Source organism: Brachybacterium squillarum M-6-3, from assembly GCF_000225825.1.
Classification (GTDB): domain Bacteria; phylum Actinomycetota; class Actinomycetes; order Actinomycetales; family Dermabacteraceae; genus Brachybacterium; species Brachybacterium squillarum.
In genome coordinates, this window is sequence record NZ_AGBX01000001.1 from 1,054,602 (window position 1) to 1,072,752 (window position 18,151).

Annotated in this window: 18 protein-coding genes; 9 read left to right on the forward strand and 9 right to left on the reverse strand. The window is 74.2% G+C overall.

What is annotated here, in order from left to right; all coding sequences use genetic code 11:
- Positions 1 to 38 precede the first annotated feature (38 nt).
- Positions 39 to 1,520, reverse strand: coding sequence for a lipopolysaccharide biosynthesis protein (locus OM98_RS04655; RefSeq protein ID WP_010533421.1), 1,482 nt, complete (start codon positions 1,518 to 1,520; stop codon positions 39 to 41).
- 147 nt (positions 1,521 to 1,667) lie between these two features.
- Between OM98_RS04655 and OM98_RS04660 the strand changes: the two genes are divergently transcribed.
- Positions 1,668 to 1,910 carry a signal transduction histidine kinase gene (locus OM98_RS04660; protein ID WP_010533422.1) on the forward strand — a complete coding sequence of 81 codons (243 nt, stop codon included), beginning with the start codon at positions 1,668 to 1,670 and terminating at the stop codon, positions 1,908 to 1,910.
- Positions 1,911 to 2,030: 120 nt separating this feature from the next.
- Here the strand turns inward: OM98_RS04660 and OM98_RS04665 are convergent, their stop codons facing one another.
- The 3 genes from OM98_RS04665 to OM98_RS04675 form a co-directional block, all read right to left on the reverse strand.
- On the reverse strand, positions 2,031 to 3,062 hold the full coding sequence (locus tag OM98_RS04665; RefSeq protein ID WP_010533423.1) for a hypothetical protein: 1,032 nt from the start codon (positions 3,060 to 3,062) through the stop codon (positions 2,031 to 2,033).
- Between the two features lie 164 nt (positions 3,063 to 3,226).
- Positions 3,227 to 4,012 (reverse strand): ferritin-like domain-containing protein, encoded by a 786-nt coding sequence (locus OM98_RS04670; protein WP_010533424.1) that lies wholly within the window; start codon positions 4,010 to 4,012, stop codon positions 3,227 to 3,229.
- A gap of 2 nt (positions 4,013 to 4,014) precedes the next feature.
- On the reverse strand, positions 4,015 to 5,010 hold the full coding sequence (locus OM98_RS04675) for a hypothetical protein (RefSeq protein ID WP_010533425.1): 996 nt from the start codon (positions 5,008 to 5,010) through the stop codon (positions 4,015 to 4,017).
- Positions 5,011 to 5,187: 177 nt separating this feature from the next.
- Between OM98_RS04675 and OM98_RS04680 the strand changes: the two genes are divergently transcribed.
- From OM98_RS04680 to OM98_RS04690, 3 genes are all read left to right on the forward strand, one after another.
- Positions 5,188 to 7,032 carry a hypothetical protein gene (locus OM98_RS04680; protein WP_010533426.1) on the forward strand — a complete coding sequence of 615 codons (1,845 nt, stop codon included), beginning with the start codon at positions 5,188 to 5,190 and terminating at the stop codon, positions 7,030 to 7,032.
- A 44-nt stretch (positions 7,033 to 7,076) separates the two neighbouring features.
- Complete coding sequence (locus OM98_RS04685; protein ID WP_010533427.1) at positions 7,077 to 7,787, forward strand: DUF4097 family beta strand repeat-containing protein; 711 nt, start codon at positions 7,077 to 7,079, stop codon at positions 7,785 to 7,787.
- 117 nt (positions 7,788 to 7,904) lie between these two features.
- On the forward strand, positions 7,905 to 8,423 hold the full coding sequence (locus tag OM98_RS04690) for a mycothiol transferase (RefSeq protein WP_010533428.1): 519 nt from the start codon (positions 7,905 to 7,907) through the stop codon (positions 8,421 to 8,423).
- 139 nt (positions 8,424 to 8,562) lie between these two features.
- Here the strand turns inward: OM98_RS04690 and OM98_RS04695 are convergent, their stop codons facing one another.
- From OM98_RS04695 to OM98_RS16340, 4 genes are all read right to left on the reverse strand, one after another.
- Positions 8,563 to 9,996 carry a carbohydrate-binding domain-containing protein gene (locus OM98_RS04695; protein ID WP_010533429.1) on the reverse strand — a complete coding sequence of 478 codons (1,434 nt, stop codon included), beginning with the start codon at positions 9,994 to 9,996 and terminating at the stop codon, positions 8,563 to 8,565.
- A gap of 218 nt (positions 9,997 to 10,214) precedes the next feature.
- Positions 10,215 to 11,165 (reverse strand): VTC domain-containing protein, encoded by a 951-nt coding sequence (locus tag OM98_RS04700; protein WP_010533430.1) that lies wholly within the window; start codon positions 11,163 to 11,165, stop codon positions 10,215 to 10,217.
- Positions 11,162 to 11,815 carry a DUF4956 domain-containing protein gene (locus tag OM98_RS04705; protein WP_010533431.1) on the reverse strand — a complete coding sequence of 218 codons (654 nt, stop codon included), beginning with the start codon at positions 11,813 to 11,815 and terminating at the stop codon, positions 11,162 to 11,164. The genes OM98_RS04700 and OM98_RS04705 overlap by 4 nt, the downstream gene beginning before the upstream one ends.
- Positions 11,816 to 11,936: 121 nt before the next feature.
- Positions 11,937 to 12,059, reverse strand: a complete 123-nt coding sequence (locus tag OM98_RS16340; protein WP_010533432.1) for a VOC family protein — start codon at positions 12,057 to 12,059, stop codon at positions 11,937 to 11,939.
- A gap of 278 nt (positions 12,060 to 12,337) precedes the next feature.
- Between OM98_RS16340 and OM98_RS04715 the strand changes: the two genes are divergently transcribed.
- From OM98_RS04715 to OM98_RS04730, 4 genes are all read left to right on the forward strand, one after another.
- Positions 12,338 to 12,886, forward strand: a complete 549-nt coding sequence (locus tag OM98_RS04715; RefSeq protein ID WP_010533433.1) for an MBL fold metallo-hydrolase — start codon at positions 12,338 to 12,340, stop codon at positions 12,884 to 12,886.
- Between the two features lie 80 nt (positions 12,887 to 12,966).
- Complete coding sequence (locus OM98_RS04720) at positions 12,967 to 13,968, forward strand: phosphodiester glycosidase family protein (RefSeq protein ID WP_010533434.1); 1,002 nt, start codon at positions 12,967 to 12,969, stop codon at positions 13,966 to 13,968.
- Positions 13,969 to 13,973: 5 nt separating this feature from the next.
- Positions 13,974 to 15,122 carry a bifunctional glycosyltransferase family 2/GtrA family protein gene (locus OM98_RS04725; protein ID WP_010533435.1) on the forward strand — a complete coding sequence of 383 codons (1,149 nt, stop codon included), beginning with the start codon at positions 13,974 to 13,976 and terminating at the stop codon, positions 15,120 to 15,122.
- A 131-nt stretch (positions 15,123 to 15,253) separates the two neighbouring features.
- Positions 15,254 to 16,108 carry a VOC family protein gene (locus OM98_RS04730; protein WP_010533436.1) on the forward strand — a complete coding sequence of 285 codons (855 nt, stop codon included), beginning with the start codon at positions 15,254 to 15,256 and terminating at the stop codon, positions 16,106 to 16,108.
- Positions 16,109 to 16,148: 40 nt separating this feature from the next.
- Here OM98_RS04730 and OM98_RS04735 read toward each other — a convergent pair whose 3' ends face one another.
- On the reverse strand, positions 16,149 to 16,463 hold the full coding sequence (locus tag OM98_RS04735) for a hypothetical protein (RefSeq protein WP_010533437.1): 315 nt from the start codon (positions 16,461 to 16,463) through the stop codon (positions 16,149 to 16,151).
- A 144-nt stretch (positions 16,464 to 16,607) separates the two neighbouring features.
- On the opposite strand from OM98_RS04735, the gene dnaB reads away from it, so the two are divergent.
- Positions 16,608 to 17,993, forward strand: a complete 1,386-nt coding sequence (gene dnaB / locus OM98_RS04740) for a replicative DNA helicase (RefSeq protein WP_010533438.1) — start codon at positions 16,608 to 16,610, stop codon at positions 17,991 to 17,993.
- Positions 17,994 to 18,151 lie beyond the last annotated feature (158 nt).

An 18,151-nucleotide genomic window follows, 5' to 3' on the forward strand; every position in this document is an offset into this window, starting at 1 on the left:
TGGGGAGGTCCGGGGGAGGCGGTCGGGCCGGGGGGCTGCTAGGTGTCGAGCGGAAGGGGCCCGATGTCCGCGCGATGGCGGCCGCCCGCCGTGGGGGCTCGAGAGGAGACGGGGACCCCTTCGTCGCGGCGGCGACCGTGCAGCGGGTCGGCGGCGTCCGGGTTCCGGGTGGGCATGACCGGGTCGTCCTCGCCGCCCTCCGGGTCGTCCCCTGCGCCCTCGCCACCACGGCGGCGCAGCATCAGGTGATCGACCACGAACATCGCCGCCAGCAATCCGTCGGAGACCGCCACGGCGATCCCCGCGCCCACGGCTCCCCAGAGCCAGCCGGCCGGGAGCACCAGGGCAAGGTGCACGATCGCCCCGAGCACGGAGATCCGCGCGACCTGGCGGAAACGGTGCGCGGCAGTGGCGCGCAGCTGCAGCGACTGGGTGAGTCCCACGAAGGCGAGGGCCACCCCGAGCAGCTGCGTCACCGGCACGGCGGGGGCCATCTCGGCGCCCAGGTACCACGGCACGAACCAGGGAGCGGTCAGGATCAGCGCGAGCCCGGCCAGCGCGTAGATCCCGATCAGACCGATCGTGATCACGCGCTGCAGGTGGGCGGCGTGCTCGCCCTCGCGGGTCATGCGCGGCAGCATCACGTCGACCACGCCGCGCATCACCCCGCGCACGGCGTTGGAGAAGCGTTCGGCGGCGCCGAAGAAGGCCACCTGGGTGGGCGTGGCGACCACGCCGAGCACCACCGAGTTCGAGCTGCCCAGGATGATGCCGGAGGCGTTGGAGACGAACAGCGGGAAGGAGTCGCGCAGCGCCTCGGTGACGTCGGCGAAGCGCAGGGGCACCCGCTGCACGGAATGCCAGACCCGCCAGATCATCAGCCAGGAGGTCAGGGCGGACAGCGCGAGCGGGAGCTGCTGCCACAGCATCGCCAGCACCAGGTCCTCCGGGCCGCGCACGGTGAGCACCAGGAAAACGAGCGCGACCAGGCGGGAGGTGGCGGTGAGCAGGGCGAAGGCCTTGACTCTCCCGGTGCCCTGCAGCAGCCAGGTGGGGTACATCGCGCCCACCCCGATGGCGAGCAGCCCCACCAGGTACATCGCCCAGTACTCGCGGAGCTGAGGCGCCAGCAGCACGATCCCGATCAGCACGCCGCCGGAGACCACCCAGAGCAGGGCCTTCGCGGCGAGGGTCGAGACCACCACGAGGGAGCGCTCCTCCCGGCTCCCGGCCACCGCGATGCGGCGCAGGGCGCTCATGCCGAAGCCGAAGTCGATCACGTAGATCACGACCTGCAGCACCGCCAGCGCGAACATCAGGTGCCCGAGCGGGACCACCCCGACCACGCGGGTCAGGAACGGTAGGGAGACCAGGGGATAGGCGAAGGAGGCCAGGTATCCCAGGCCCACCACGAGGGCGTCGGAGCCGACCTTGCGGGTGGAGTCCTCCCCCTCGACGGCTCCCTCCGCGACGGAGGCGTCGCGCGCGGGTTCGTCGGTCGGTGACGTGTCCTCTCGCATGCGCCTTCCTCCGGGTCTCGGGGTGCTGCCACCGCGGCGCGGGCGCGCTCGGCCCGCTCATCGTGGCCCCACCTCGCCGGGAATGTCCATTCCCTCCCGCCCGGGACGTGATCGGCACCTCCTGGATCGGCCCTCCACGATGCCTGCATGGCCCCCGACAGGACCTCCCGCGACGCCCGTCGCGCGGCCCGGGGCGGATGGACCGTCCGCACCCGGGTGCTCTCGACGATGCTGGCCTTCATGGCCGCCGGGCTCGCCGTCACCGGGGTGCTCACCTATGCCGCCCAGTTCCGGGCCCTCGAGGACCGGGTGGAGGCCGAGCTGGGCCAGGAGCTGCGGGAGCTGGAGCGGATCGCCCAGGCCGCCGAGCGCCGCCCGGCCGAGCCCTAGCAGCACCAGCTGCGCCATCCAGCCGCGGCGCCGGCCCCCAGCAGCGGCGGCAGCGGTGGGATCGGGCCCTCCGCGGGGGACGATCCGGTGGCGGACTCCGAGGCGGGGGAGCGCGTCGTCTCAGGCCGCACGACGGGCCCGCGCGCCGAGCACCGCGGCGACGGCCTCGCAGGCCTCCGCCGGGTCCGCGAGATCCAGGGTCGGCACCACCGGCACCTCCAGCGCCCGCCGGGTCTCGGCGGTGGCCAGCGGCGAGGCGGTCAGCACGCCGGAGACCAGCAGCGGGGTGCGGTCCAGGGCGCTCAGCGCCCCGACCCCGCCGACGGCGCCGCCGGAGGCGAGCTCCTCGACCATGCCGGAGAACAGCTCCCGGACGCGGTCGGCGGACAGCCCGAAGGCGGAGGAGTGGCCGAAGTCGGTGAAGTCCGGCACCCGCGCAGCGACCGCGTCCACGAAAAGGCCGCGGTCGTTGCCGGCCCCGGTGCCGGTGGCCTTCCCGGCCGCCCCCCGCAGCCCGGCGCCGGCCAGGCCGTGGGCGAGCTGGGCCAGCAGGGTGGTCTTGCCGGAGTTCATCGAGGTGCCCAGCACCACGATCACCGGCACCCGCGCTCCCTCGCAGACCGTCGGACGGGGGCCGGCGGTGTGCGGGGCGGGGCGCTCCAGGGTGAGGGGGCCGGTGGCGCCGCGCACCACCCCGATCGGGGTGATCACGGTGGCCTCGTCGATGCGGTCGTGCTGGTCCACCACCCGGGAGGCGAGGCCCCCGGCGGCCGCGAGATGGCAGGGGCCGAGGTCGCCGGGGATCATGGCCAGGAACTGGTCGGCCGCGTAGCGGGAGCCGTATGCCACCAGGACCTCGTCGCCCTCGAACAGGACCTGGCGGCGGGAGGCGGGGCTCTTCAGACGCTTGTGCTGGCCGATCTCCGTGACCCGGGCCAGCACCAGCTCGCCGGGGGCGGGGGTGTGCCCGGCGGTGACCAGCTCGAGCTGCTCGGCGCGCTCCAGGTGGGCGGCGGCGAAGCGGGTGGAGTAGACGTGCTTGGCGCGCAGCAGACGGCGGCGCAGGCTCTCGCCGCGGGGGGCGCCGGGGGCGGCGGCCGCGACCGGGGCGGTGGGGACGGTGCGGATGACGGGGGTGGCGATCGCGGTCATGGCGGACTCCTCGGGTCACGGGGCGGGGATCCGGGGATCCCCCCCTGGTGCCGAGCAGTGAACCGGGCCGCAATGAGGCGGCCGTGAGGCGCCGATGAGACGCCTCTCATCGCCGGTGGCCGAGGGGGCGGCGGTGCCGGACGGGACGCGCCCGTCGGCCGCGCTCAGGCGATGCCGAGGCGCGCGAAGGAGTTGCGGAAGATGGTGAGCTCCTCCAGACCGGGGAGCTTCTGGATGCGCTTGTCGAGCTTGTCCAGCTCCTCCAGGTGGCCCGCGAAGAGGTGGCCCATCACGTGCTTGACCTCGCTCTCGGCCATCATCCCGGATCCCACCGGCTTCCACACCTTCGACAGCACCAGGTTCACCAGGGAGCGGGCCTTCTCCGAGGCCTCCAGCCGCGCCCGGCCCTGGGTGGTGTAGAAGGCGACGTGGCGGGTCTCCTGCTGGGCGATGCGCTTGAGCAGCGGGGACAGCGCCGGATGGTCGGTCATCGCGGCCAGGCGACGGTAGGCGGCCACAGCGGAGAGCTCGTTGGCGGCGCCCCAGGTCATGTGCACGGCCACGAAGTCGGTGCCGGCCAGGTTGCTCAGCGCCGACTGCTTGAGGGTGGACAGGGCGTTGTTCCAGCCCAGCTTCACCCGCTTCGCCTTCAGCTCGTCGTAGTCCACGACGATGCCGTGGCGGCGCAGCACCGTGGCGAGCGCCTCGCCGTGCCAGAACTCCTCGCGGTTCCACATGGTCATGAAGCCGCCGGCGTCCTCCTCCCGGTGGGAGGGGGTGACCAGCATGTCCCGCAGGAAGCAGGAGGTGTGGAACTCGACGTCACACATGTAGCGCAGCGAGCGCAGGGTGTTCGTATCCAGGGGCTGGGTGACGAAGGTGTCGAAGTCGAGGTCCTCGTACTTCACGGGCTCGGAGGTCTCGGCGAACTGCTCGAGGTCGAAGGCCATGCTCAGGCTCCGATCGTGGGGAGGGGGAGCAGGGGGGAGGTGCGCAGACCGCGGGGGGTGAGCGGACGAAGCGGCAGCAGACGGGTGATCTCCTCGGCGTCGCGGCGCAGGTCCGCCCGCACGGCCGGGTCGGCGGCGATCACGGCGAGCGCGGCCGGCAGCTCCGGGTCGGGGACGCCTCCGCCGTGGGCGGGGGAGTCCAGCGCCAGCACGAGGCGGGCGGTGCGGGCCTCGCCGCGGGAGCGGGTCACCCGGGCCCGGGCCTCGGCCACGAAGAAGGCGACCGCGTCGTCGTGACCGGCGGCGACCTCGGTCACGAGGGCGCGAGCGGTCGGGGGCAGCGTCGGTGCCAGGGCGCGCAGGGCGGTGCGCAGCCAGGACTCCTGCAACGCCGTCCGGGCCATGTGCCCGGCGGTGACTTCCTCCCCGGCCAGCGCCGTCCAGGCGGGGGCCAGCAGCGGCTGCACGCGGTCCACGTGCACGCGGCGCAGGCGCGCGGATGGGGAGGGGGCGGGGGGCTCCGGATCGGGCCGCGTCTGGCGTTCGGCGTCCAGGGCCAGCAGATCGCGCAGGGCGCGGGACTGCCAGCGCCGCCACACCATCCAGGTGGCGAGGAAGGCGGTGATGCGGGCCTCGTTGCCGGTCCAGGTGGCGAGCATCGCGCGGGACTCGGCCAGTGCTGAGGCCTCCAGGCGCTGCAGGACGCGCAGGGCGAGGCGCTGCGGCGGGGTCAGCGGCGCCTCGGCCGCGAGGGCCTCGGCGTCCACGGGCAGCCGGGCGGGGCCGGAGCGGGTGTAGGCCTCGACGTCCACCTCGGTGTGCAGCACGGCGGCGACCTCGGGGCCGCGGTGCAGGTGGCCCTCGTGGAGCCCGCGGGCGGGGTCGGTGACCGGGGCGGGCAGCGGGGCGGCGGGCGCCGGGCCGGCCGGCGGGGCCGTGGAGCGGGTGCGGTCGGCGGCCGCGGCGGGGGCCGCGTCGATCGTCGACGAACTGCTCACGCTCCACCTCTCTTCCGGGGGTCCGGACGGTCACCCCCCGGGGTCTTCGGGGCCACGGCCAGGACGGATTGCCGGCCCCATCCTACGGAGCACGGGCGGGGACCTCCCGGACGTCCGGGGCGGACCGGGAACGAGAAGGACATTCCGGGACTCCTGACAAGTTGGTAGGTTGCGACCGTGACCGCTCTCGGTGCTGACTCCGTGCCGGGCTCCGACGGCCGCGACGACCAGCACCTCGTCCCCGATCCCGAGGAACTCCGGCTCGCTCTGCGGTCTCCCGAGCTCCCCCTGCCTGCCGCCCTCACGGCGCTCGAGGCGGCCCAGCGTGTGAGCGATCTCATCCGGGCGGAACGACCCCGCGAGGCCGTCGCCGTGGCCTCCCACGGAACCCGTCTGCCCGGCACCGACCGGGACCGCGCGCAGCTCGCCGAGGCCCGGCTGTCAGCGGTGCTGGTGCCGCGGGAGGTCCCGGCCGTGGAGCGCGGACACGTGCCCCGGCTCCGGGCGCTGCCCGAGCCTGTGGACCCCGCCCCCGCCGCGGGCGAGTGGGTCGCCGCGATCGACCGCGCCGGTGCCCCGCTGCTGGCGGAGGCCGTCGCCGCCGTGCTGCTGGAGCGCGGGATCCTCACGCCGCCCCCGGCCGGGCCCGGCCCTCGCGGGGGCCGACGCCGCGCCGCGCCCCGGGAGCTGCCCGCGGACCTGCTGGCCGTGGTGCGCCTGCTGGACCTGCCCGCCGCCCCCGCCGTGGAGCCCCTGGTCCGCAGCCGGGCGCTGCGCGAGACCCTGGCCGCGGCGGACCGGCTCGAGGCGGCGCAGGACCCGGAGCTGCCGACCCTGCTGGAGGACCCCCGTCCGCTGCTGCAGGTGCGGCTCGCCCAGGCCCTCGAGGAGGCGGGGCGCCGGGAGGCCGCCGTGACCCCCGCCCTCGACGCCCTGGAGGCGCTCGAGCACCAGGCCGTCGAGCAGGGCGAGCACCCCGATCCGCGCCGTCTCGCCGTCGCCGCCCACGCTGTGCTCGCACGCGCCCTGGCCGCCACGCGGCCGCTGGTCGCCGTCGATCACGCCCTCCAGGCCCTGGACGCCCTGGAGGGCGTGGACGACCCGCCGCTGCGCGTGGGCCTGGCCACGGACCTGCTGAACGCCCTGGTCGCCGCCGATCTGACCGACCACGCGGCCTACGCCGCCGACCGGCTGCTCTCCCTGCAGCGTTCCCTGCGACAGGACGGGCAGCGACTGGCCCCGCTGCTCGCCGTGGCCACCCAGCGGGTGCGCACGGGCCGCGACCGCGCCGCCCGGGAGGTGCTCGAGGAGGTCGCACCCCTGGCCCGTGCCCAGCGCGACCGCCGCGCCTCGATGGAGGCGGCCCGCCTGGCCGCGGTGATGGCGGACCGGGCCGGGGACGGCCCGGCCACGCTGCGTCACCTCCGCCGCACCGCGGCCGACGCCCGCTGGCTCGCGGACGACCTCGCCACCCCTTCCACCGCCCGCGGTCCGCTGCTGCGCGCGGAACTGGAGGCGCACGCCCTCATCCTGCGTCGCGCCCTGGACCTCGGCGAGTTCGCCCACGCCCGCGCCGCGGCCCGCGCCGTCGAGCGCCGCACCCGGCCCGACGGCGGTCGCCTGCTGCTGCCGGCGGCGCTGCTGTGGGACCACCGGGTCGATGCCCGGGTCGGCGAGGTCATCGCCCACGGCGAGGACCTCGGCCGGCGCCATCGCGACGGGCAGGGGCTCCCGGATCGTGCCGAGCAGGAGGCCGCGGAACTGCTGGCCGCCGCCGAGGAGGCCATCGCCCTGGCCCCGGGCGGGCACCGTGAGCGGGCCCGGTACTGGGAGGCCTACCTGATCGAACGGCACGCCGCCCTGCTCGCCGGCCGGGGACGGCATGCGGCCGCGCTCTCCGCCGCCCGGCGCGCCCACGACGCCTGGCAGCGCCAGGACGCCGACCCCGAGGACCTCGAGCGCAGCGCGGCGCTGGTCGAGGACCTCTCCCGGTACCGTTCCGGGGGGCGCCGACGGGCCTGAGCAGGCGATCCGACAGGCAGGACGAGATCCGAAGGAGTCTCCGCATGGCCGATGTGACCTCCTGGCCCGAGCCCGCGGAGGAGCCTCCGGGCACCCCCGCGACGGGTCGGCGCGTGCGCAGCTTCGCCCTCGGGGGACCCCTCGAGGTCGACGTGCGCTGCCTGCGCGGGGACGTCACCCTCACCACCGGGCCCGCCGACCGCGCGCAGGTGACCCTCACGCCCCGCAGCCCGGCCGGGGAGGACCTCGCCGAGCGGACCGTGGTGCGCCTGGACCAGGGACGCCTCACCGTCGACGCGAGCGCGGAGGGCGGGGTCGAGATGGGCCAGCGCCTCGGTGCCGCGCTGCAGGCGCTGCTCGCCCCCGGTCAGGAGGAGGACTTCGCGGAGCGGGTCGCCGCCGGGGTGCAGGACGTGGTGGCCGTGAGCGAGGGGGAGGCCGCGATGGTCGACGTGGAGGTGATGGTGCCCGAGCACTCCCGGGTGGTGCTCTCCACCGGGATCGGCACCGTCACCGTGCTGGGGGAGCCGGCCCGCTGCGAGGCCCGCTCCCGTCTGACCGCCGGGGTCGGGGACATCAAAATCGCCCGCGCTGCCTCCGGCCTGATCGACGTCCGCACCGGGCTGGGGGCGGTCGAGGTGGCGGTGCCCCGGGGGACCGCTGTGCTGCTGGACCTCGCAACGGGGACGGACTGCGGGACGTGCGACTGGACGCCGCCGCGCAGCGCGGCCCCGTCGCCCGGGTGCTGGAGCTGAAGGGGCGCAGCGGCAAGGGTGACGTGCGGGTGGTGCGGCTGGACCCCTGATGCCCCGCGGCCCGTGGGAGACGGCATGGGGACTCGTCGGTCGGGGTGGGGGCGTACCGTGCCGGGCATGAGCATCGCCCTGGACCTCCTCATCGACGCCGCCTCCCGCCCCCGCGAGGCCCTGGACACCCTGCGGCAGGGGATCGCCGCCGCCCCGCGCGCCCTGGACGCCCACCCCGGCGGGCACGACAACTCCGTGGCCTGGCTGCTGTGGCACACCGGCCGCGAGATCGACGTGCAGGTCGCCGACCTCAGCGGGCAGCCCGAGCGCTGGGACGGCGGCGGCTTCGCCGAACGCACCGGCCTCGGCGAGGCGGGGGCCGGGATCGGCTACGGCCACACCCCCGAGCAGGCCCGCGCCATCACGGTGAGGGCGGCCGAGCCGCTGCTGGAATACCTCGACGCCGCCGTCGGCTCCCTGCTGGAGTACCTGGGCACACTCACCGAGGCGGACCTCACCGCGGTCATCGACGAGGCCTGGGACCCGCCGGTCACCCGCGGTGCCCGCCTGGTCAGCATCATCGACGACGCGGCCAAGCACATCGGGCAGGCGGCCTACGTGTTGGGGATGCCCGAGCTCCGCTGAGCCCCACCCGGGAACAGGGCGACCCCGGCTCCCGTCAGGGGGGGGGGAGGAGCCGGGGTCGCGGGGGCGGCGCACGCAGGGGGATGGGCGCCGCCCGGTCGGAGGGGCCCCGTGGGCCCGCGCTCCGACAGCTGGTGGATCAGCCGTTCTGCGGGGGAGTGCCACCCATGTCGCCGCCCCCGCCCCCGCCGCCCATCTGGGTGCCGAGCTCGTCGGCCGAGGTGATCTCGGTGCCGTTGGCGGTCACGGTGGCCCCGTCCAGGGTGATGTCGCCATTGGCGTCCACCGGGCCCTCGCCGCCGTTGTCGGCGCTGGTGATGTCCACGGTGCCGCCGGTCAGGGAGACGGAGCCGTTGGAGTCCAGGCCGTCGGCCCCGGCGTCCACCGTGACGGTGCCGCCGTTGATCGACAACCAGGAACCGTCGTCGGTCTCGGAGCCACCGCCCATCGCCCCGGCGCTGCCGGCGTCGGCGGTGGAGTCATCCTCGGAATCGGTGGTGGAGGCGGCGGTGGCGTTCATGCCGTCGTCGGAGGCGGTGATGTCGATGGTGCCGCCCTCGATCATGATGTCCTGGGCCTCGAAGCCCTCCACGGACTCGGAGACGGTCACCGTGCCGTCGAGCACCTCGATGGCCTGCTCGGCGTCGATCGCGTCATCGCCGGAGGCGATCGCGAAGGTGCCGGCGCTGATCAGCACCCAGCCGCGGTCCTCGTCCTCGTAGTTGTCGGACTTGATGGCGTCGCCGCCGGCGGTGATGTCGAAGGTGCCGTCGGTGATGGAGACGTAGTCCTTGCCGCGGATGGCGTCGTCGGCGGCGGTGACGGTGAGGTCGCCGGAGACGATCGCGAGGCCGTCGGAGCTGGAGATGCCGTCGTTGGTGCTGCCGGTGACGGTCAGCGAACCGGAGCCCGCGATGGTGAGGTCCGAGGCGGAGGCGATCGCGGCCACCGGGGTGGAGTCGTCGTCCACCGTGTAGTCCGAGCCGTCGCTCACGGAGTTCTCGGTGCCGTCCTCGAGGTACAGGGTGGCCTCGTCGGCGCTGGTCACGGCGATGCCGGTGCCGTCGCTGTGGGTGATGGTGACGCCGTCGAGGATGACGGTGACGGTCTCGTCGTCGGCCGCGGCGATGACCAGCTGGCCGTCGGTCAGCTCGCCGGAGATGCGGTACACGCCGCCGGAGGTGATGGTGACGGTCGAGCCGTCCACGGTCACCGCGTCGGAGGAGGGGCTGGAGCCGTCGTCGGAGAGGGTGACGGTCTCCTCCTCGGAGGCCTCCCAGCTCAGATCGTCGTCGTCGTAGTGGGTGTCCAGGGTGGTGAGGTCCAGCGAGCTCAGCAGGTCGTTGCTGTAGTCGGTGGTGGTGGCCGCCGCGGTGTCGCTGGTGTCGGTGCTGGAGCTCGAGGAGCTGGTGGTCGTGGTGGTCTCCGAGGAGTCCGTGCCGGTGATCGCGGTGGCGGCGCCACAGGCGGCCAGGGCGAGGGTGGCGGCGCCCGCGGCGACCGTGGCCGTGATGCGACGGACGCCGCGCAGGCCGCCGGTGCGTCCGGCGGAGGTGGTCTTCGTGGTGCGCATGGGGATCTGCCTTTCGTGGGAGGGCCGGAAGGGCCGGGCCGGGGTCCTGACCGGGGCTGTCCCGGCGATGAGTTCACTCTCCGGGCCGAAGCTGTGCATCGGCTATGTCCGCCGGATGGTCCGCCTGTGAGGGACGTGGATGTGAGGTGGGAGACGCCCGAGCGGCCCGCACCCGGGGTGGGTGCGGGCCGCTCGATCGGGATCCCTGCGGGTGGGGTTCAGGCCGTCGCCGGCCGGTGGATGGGGGCGCTCAGGCGGCCCAGGGTGCGGTGCCAGCGTTTGGCCGGCAGGTCGCGGTGCATCAGCGCCAGACCGGTGGCGTACTTCGAGAGCCGCTGCGGGCGGTAGCCGGCGGTCCACAGCATCCGGTCGACGCTGCCGGGGCGGGTGCCGGCCTTGGTCTCCACCACCACCTGGTCCTCCAACCGGCTGTGGCGGCCGTCCGGGTCGACCCACACCAGGGCGTCGTCCAGGGTGAGGCGCGCCTCCTCCTGCTCCAGCAGCACGGTGGTGCGCTGGTAACGGGTGGACAGCACCGGCAGCAGCTCCCCGCTGGGCAGCGGGCAGTCGGCGGCGGCGAGGGTGTCCAGCACGAACTCGCGGGGCGCCCCGTCCAGGGGACGGGTGCGGGCGCCGTGCTCCGCATCGGCGGGGGAGTCCAGCGCGATGCGCAGCTTCGAGGACTCGCCGCGGCCGGTGCGGGTCTTCACCTCCAGGAAGGAGGTGCCGGTGTCCAGGTAGTCGCGGCGGCGGGTCTTCCAGCGGCGGCGTCGCCCGGTGGCGGCCGCCCGGTAGGAGGCCAGCTCCGCGGTGTCGTAGTAGGTGGAGCGGTAGCCGAAGCCGCGGCGGCCGTCGATCTCGAGCACCCGCAGGCGGTCGTCGATCCGGCCCAGCAGCTCCTCGATGACGGGGCGCGGCACCAGGTACTTGCGGTCCACCCGGGTCATCAGGGCGGCCCGCTCGGCGAGCTCCTCCAGCCCGATGGCCGGGAGGGCTGCCAGGGGGTCGGTGGGGCGGGCCGCGCGGCGGGCCCGGGCTGGCTGCGGGGCGATGTGGGCGGTGGCGCGCCGGTCCTGGACGCCCGCGGTGGTGGTGCGGTGAGCGGCGGTGGGCGCCGGGTGGGCGGCGGTGCCGGCGGGCAGCGGGAGGGTGCGGTCCCGGGCGCTCATCGGCTCACCGCCGGCACCGTGGTGGTGGGGGTGACGTGGCCGCCCAGCGGATGCTCGTCGCGCTCGACCGCGGCGGCGCCGAGCTCGACGGCCCCGGCGCGGCGACCGGCGCGGAGACGGTAGCGGACGTCCACCCAGGTGGTGTCGGCGACCAGGTCCAGGCGCTGCACGGAGACGGCGGTGACGTCGGCGCCGAGCATCTCCTCGAGGTGGGCGCGCAGCTCGTCCTCGTCCTGGATGGCATGGTCCACCACGATCACCTGGCGGCGGTGCGCCCCCAGCAGGGAGGGGTGGTCCACGATCGCCATGGTGGCGACGATGACCGCCATGAAGGCGATCCCGAGCACGCTCGGGGTGGTGGACAGGCCCGCGACCAGGCCCAGGGCCAGCACCGCGAAGTAGTAGGCGATCTCGTGCTGCGCCAGCTCGTCGGAGCGCAGGCGGATGATCGACAGCACACCGAACAGGCCCAGGCCCAGGCCCGCGGTCACGGAGGACCCGGCGAGCAGCGCGGCCACGGCCAGCACGCCCGCGTTGATGCCGATGAAGGCGACCACGAGGTCGCGGCGGCGGTGGCGGGGCCAGTAGATGCCGAAGGTCAGGACCGTGACGGCGATGAGGTCCAGGGCGTACATGGGGTAGGTGGACATGGGTGCTCCTTGGGGGATGCGGGGATCTCGACGGGAACGAGACTCCGCCGCGGACCTGTGCATCTCCTATGTCTGCCCTGTCGCGGGTGTATGAGAGCTGAACGACAGATGTCGCCCCTGGTCAGGGGGTCGTGGCCACGACCTCCAGCTCGAATCCCTGGGCGTGCTCGAGGGAAAGGGCGGTGTGCTCGGGGCCGCCGGCGTGCGGGTAGCGGCTGCCGAACAGCTCCGTCCAGCCGTGCACGGGAGCCGCGGCTCGCAGGGCATCCAGCCACCCGCCGCCCCTGTCTCTCCTCCACTCGCGGGCGAATCTGGGCACAAACCTGGCTGTGGTGGTAGGCAACCCGCATATGTGCAGGTTGCCTACCACCACAACCAGGTTTGTGTACGCGGCCGGGGAAGAACGCACTCCGCGAGGCCCGGTGGACGCCGGGTCGGCGGCGGGGCAGGCTGGGCACGGGGCCGCCCGGCACCGACGCCGACCTGCCACCGCCCCGCAGGACCCGCGCCGAAGGAGCCGCCATGTCCGACCAGCACAGCACCCAGCCCGCCCCCGCCACGCTGTCCGAGGCGGCCCTCGACCTGCTGGGCGCCCGGCGCCAGTGCTCCACCTGCGGGGTGGAGGCGCCCGCCGCCCTCGACGACGCCCTCGTGTGGATCGCCGAGCCCGATGCGCACTGGCTGCAGCACCGCCCCGCGGCGACCGAGATCTTCACGGGCACCCGCGAGGTGCTGCCCGAGGTGCGGGTCGCCGTGCTCGGCGGGCACTTCCCCGGCAACTGCGTCGTGCACTGGGACGGCCGCGACGGTGCCGGAGTGCTGCTCAACGGGGACACCATCGCCCCCCACCCCGACCGCCGCACGGTCGCCTTCATGCGCTCCTTCCCCGACCGCATCCCGCTGTCCGGGGCGGTGGCGCTGCGCGTCGCCGAGGCGGCCGCCGCGCACCCCTTCGCGCGGGTCTCCGGCAACTTCGAGAACCTCGTGCCTCGGGACGCCCGGCAGACCGTGCGGGACTCCGCCCGTCGCCACGCCGCCTGGACCGACGGCGAGCACGACGACCTCACCTGAGTCCCCTCCCGGCGGGCGCACAGCCACCGCACAGGCGCAGCCGGGATCGGGGCACAGCACCGCGTCCCAGGCTTGCCGCCATGACCACCGCGCACCCCGACCGCTCGCCGGAGGACCCGGCCCCGGACACCTCGCAGACCACCGCGACCGACGACGCGACCGGCCGCCGCCGCGTCATCGCCCGCCGCTCCCTGATCGGCGGCGGCATCGCCGTGCTGGCCGGCGCCGGCGGCTCCGCCGCCTGGGCCTACGACCGTTTCCTGCGCGAGAAGGTCGCCGTGGACAGCGTCTCCGCCGCCGAGGAGGAGGCCGGCACCGCCACCACCGCGGCCGCCACCAGCAGCGACGGCAGCTTCACCGAGGACGGATACACCTCCTCCACCACCACCCTCACCGTCACCACCACCTCCACCGTCACCTACTACGCCGCCGAGATCGAGGTGAGCGACGCCAGCATCGTGCGCACCGCGCTCGCCGAGGACTCCTTCGGTCAGAACATCACCGCCCTGCCCAGTGACATGGCCGCCGACGTCGACGCCGTCCTCGCCATCAACGGCGACTACTACGGCTTCCGCGAGGACGGCATCCAGATCCGCAACGGCGTCCTCTACCGCGACGAGCCCGCCCGCGAGGGCCTCGTGCTCTTCGCCGACGGCAGCGTCGAGGTGTACGACGAGACCACAACCACCGGCCAGGAGCTGCTGGACGCCGGCGCCTGGACCACCCTCAGCTTCGGCCCCGCCGTGCTGGTGGACGGCGACCTGCCCGGGGGCATCGAGGAGGTGGAGGTCGACACCAACGTCGGCAACCACTCCATCCAGTGCAACCAGCCGCGCACCGCCATCGGCGTCATCGGCGACAACCACCTGGTCTTCCTCGTGGTCGACGGCCGCGAGGAGGGCTACTCCCGCGGCGTCACCCTCCCGGAGGTCGGTGAGATCCTCGCCGAGCTCGGCTGCACCACCGGGTACAACCTCGACGGCGGCGGCTCCTCGACGATGGTGTTCGACGGCGTGGTCATCAATCAGCCGTCCAACCGCGGCGAGCGCGAGACCAGCGACATCTTCTACGTGGCGGGCTGACGACGATGACCACCGCCCCGCTCCGACTGCACCGCCCGCTGACCGGCCGCCGCGCCGCCGCCCCCGCCCGGGGCCTCGCCCCGGCCGCCCCCGTTCCCTCGGCCGCGGCTCCGAGCGCCCTCGCCGTCGTCGTGATCCCCGCGCTGGAGCCCGGCACCGAGCTGGTCGAGCTGGTCGACGCCCTGGTGGACCAGGGCAGCGACGTGCTCGTGATCGACGACGGCTCCGGCCCCGCCTACGCGGTCACCTTCGACCGCTGCGAGGTGCTCGGCGCGACCATCGTCCACCTCCCCGAGAACCGCGGCAAGGGCTTCGCCCTGCGGGAGGCGCTCCGCGTCGTGGAGGCCGCCTTCCCCGGCCGCGGCGTCGTCACCGCCGACGCGGACGGTCAGCACACCCTGGGCGACATCCGCCGCGTCCAGGACCGCCTCGCCGCCGACGAGGACGACGGCGACCGCGCCGGGATCGTGCTGGGCGTGCGCTCCTTCGCCCGCGGCGAGGTGCCCCTGCGCTCCTGGTTCGGGAACCTGGTCAGCACCAAGCTGTTCCAGTCGTTCGCCGGGGTGCGCCTCGGCGACACCCAGACCGGGCTGCGCGGCATCCCCGCCCGGCACCTGGAGTGGGCCGGCACCCTGCCCGGGGACCGCTACGAATACGAGTACACGATGCTCGTGCAGGCGGCGCGGGCCGGCATCGAGCTGGTGCAGGTGCCGATCGAGACCATCTACGTCGACGAGAACGCGACCAGCCACTTCCGGCCGCTGCGGGACTCGCTGCGGGTGCTGGCCCCGGTGCTGGGCTTCGCCGGGACCGGCCTGGCCTCCTTCGCGCTGGACACGGCCCTGTTCCTGGGCTTCTCGGCGCTCGGCGCCGAGATCTGGCTGGCCCTGGGCCTGGCCCGGGTCCTCAGCGGAGGCATGAACTTCACCCTGAACCGGCACCTGGTGTTCCGCGGCGGCCGCCGCACCCCGCTGGGGGCCGCTCTGGTCCGGTACGTGGTGCTGGCGGGCGTGGTGCTCGCCGGGGGCGTGCTGCTGGTGGACACGCTGGCCGCGATCGGGCTGCCGCTGGTGGTCGCGAAGGTGGGCGCGGATCTGCTGCTGTTCGCCGTCAGCTACCTGGTGCAGCGTCTGGTGGTGTTCCGCGGCCGCTGACCCGGCCCCGGGGTGGCGGACGGGAGCAGGGGAGAGCTCCCGTCCGTCACCCCCGTGCAGTACGGTGCCCAGCAGCGGGCGGCCTCCTCGCGCCGCACGGCGCACCGCCCCCGATCCGTGAGGAGACATCGATGTCCGAGCACCAGCCCGACCCCTCGGTCGAGACCCGCAGCCCCCGCGAGCCCGGCTCGCCCTGCTGGCTGGACCTGACCACCCACGACATCGAGGGCGCCAAGGCCTTCTACGGCGAGCTGTTCGACTGGGACTTCCACGACACCGGTGCCGAGTACGGCCACTACCACCTGGTGACCCGCGGCGCCGCGACCGTCGCCGGGCTGATGGCCGCCATGAACCCCGACGGCACCGTCCCGGACCTCTCCGAGATGCCCACCGCCTGGAGCGTCTACCTGGCCACGAAGAACGCGGCCGCCACCGCGGAGGCCGTCGTCGCCGCGGGCGGCACCGTGCTGTTCGACCCGATGGAGGTGCCGAGCCTGGGCACCATGTCGGTCGCGATCGACCCGGCCGGCAGCGCCGTCGGCTTCTGGGAGGCCGGGCCCTTCGTCGGCTTCGACCTGCCGCTGGAGGCCGGCACCCCGGTCTGGTTCGAGGACATGAGCATCGGCTACGCCGCCGCGCAGGGCTTCTACCGCGACGTCTTCGGCTGGGACATCACCCCGATGCCGGGTTCCGACGAGGACGGCAGCACCGGCTCCGGCTTCCGCTACGCCACCAACGGCGGCGAGGACGAGGCCACCGCCGGGCTGTGCGATGCGAGCGGGATGCTGCCCGAGGGCACCCCCGGCTTCTGGCGCGCCTACATCCGGGTGCTGGACTGCGACGTCGCCGCCACCCGGGTGACCGAGCTCGGCGGCACCGTGCTGGACGGCCCCGCGGACAGCCCCTTCGGGCGGGTCGCGACCATCGCCGACCCGGCCGGCGGCACCCTGCAGATCATCGACACCACCACCGTCTCCGAGGGCTGAGCAGCCCCGATCCGGCGCCCGGTGCCGCGGCCCTGCAAGGTCAGCGGCGCCGGGCGCGCGTGCGCGGGGAGACTGCGCGGTCGGGGGTCTCGGACGTCGCGGCGGCCGCGGCCGCGCGCTCGCGGCGGTCGCGCAGCACGTCCACCAGCGCCCAGATCAGCAGCGCGCCGAGCACGGCCAGCAGCACCCACTCCTCGGCGACGATCGCGATGACCACCGCGAGGGTGAGGGCGGCCAGGTGGATGCCGTCCAGCAGGTGCAGCGGCAGCCGCAGCAGGCGGCGCGCGGGCCGGGTGCGCAGCAGGCGCAGCAGCAGCACGCCGACGACGATGCCGAGGATCAGATAGCGCAGCACGAGCCCTCCGGGGCCGCTCGGGGACGAGGCCGCCCCAGCCTATGCCGGGTGTGTCGGTGCTCGGGGAGGAGCGGCGCCGTGGGATCCGTCCCCCGTGGGGGGAGCCTGGGCTCGTCGGTCGGGGCGGGTTCCTAGACTGTCGGGGTGACGACCACCGAAGCCTTCGAAGCCGGATCCGACCGCGCCCTGGAGCGCACCCCGCCGCAGGACCTCTCCGCGGAGCGAGGCGTGCTGGGCGGCATGATGCTGTCCAAGGACGCCATCGCGGACGTGGTCGAGACGGTGCGCGGCAACGACTTCTACCGGCCCGCGCACGAGATGATCTACGAGGCGATCATCGACCTGTACGGCCGCGGCGAGCCGGCCGACCTGGTCACCGTCTCCGATGAGCTGACCAAGCGCGGCGAGCTGGCCCGCGTCGGCGGAGGCGCCTACCTCGCGGACCTCATCGACATGGTGCCCACCGCCGCCAACGCCGGCTTCTACGCCGAGATCGTGGTGGAGCGGGCCCAGCTGCGGCGCCTGGTCGAGGCCGGCACGCGCATCGTCCAGCTCGGATACGCGGCCGACGGCGGCGAGGTCGACGAGGTCATCAACGAGGCCCAGGCCCAGGTGTACGCGGTCACCGAGCGCGGCGCCTCGGACGACTTCGTGCCGTTGGGCGAGGTGATCGACGAGACCCTCAACACCATCGAGGCCACCCAGAACCGCGGCGGCCAGGTGACCGGCGTGCCCACCGGCTTCGCCGAGTTCGACGACCTCACCCAGGGCCTGCACGGAGGCCAGATGATCATCTTCGCGGGCCGTCCCGCGATGGGTAAGACCACGCTCGGCATGGACGTGCTGCGCTCGGCGTCGATCCACAACGGCCAGGCCAGCGTCATCTTCTCCCTGGAGATGGACAAGACCGAGATCACGATGCGTCTGCTCTCGGCCGAGGCGCAGGTGCCGATGAACCGGATGCGCGACGGCTCGATGGACGACCGCGACTGGCAGGCGATGGCCCGTGCGATGAGCCGCATCGCCGACGCCCCGCTGTTCATGGACGACTCGGCGAACATGTCGCTGATGGAGATCCGCGCCAAGTGCCGCCGCCTCAAGCAGAAGCACGACCTCAAGCTGGTGGTCATCGACTACCTGCAGCTGATGAGCTCCGGCAAGAAGGTCGAGTCCCGCCAGCAGGAGGTCTCCGAGTTCTCGCGGGCGCTGAAGCTGCTGGCCAAGGAGATCGAGGTGCCGGTCATCGCCATCTCGCAGCTGAACCGTGGCAGCGAGCAGCGCCAGGACAAGACCCCGATGATGAGCGACCTGCGCGAGTCCGGCTCGATCGAGCAGGACGCCGACCTGATCCTCCTGATCCACCGCGAGGACTACTACGAGAAGGAGTCCGCCCGCGCCGGCGAGGCGGACCTGATCATCGCCAAGCACCGCAACGGCGCCACCAAGACCATCCCCGTGGCCTTCGAGGGCCACTACTCGCGCTTCAAGGACATGCCCGGCGGGGGCGGAGGCGGCGGCTTCAGCGGTTGACCCGCCTCGCGACCTGCGCAGCCGCACGAGGTTCCCGACGCTGGTCGAGCGCTCCCGGACGGGAAGCGGGACGAATCGGACGTCCTTCCGCTGAGCAGTGGTGGAGCCCGCTGCGATCACTAGGCTCTCCCCACCGGACGAGCCGCGGCCCGAGGGAG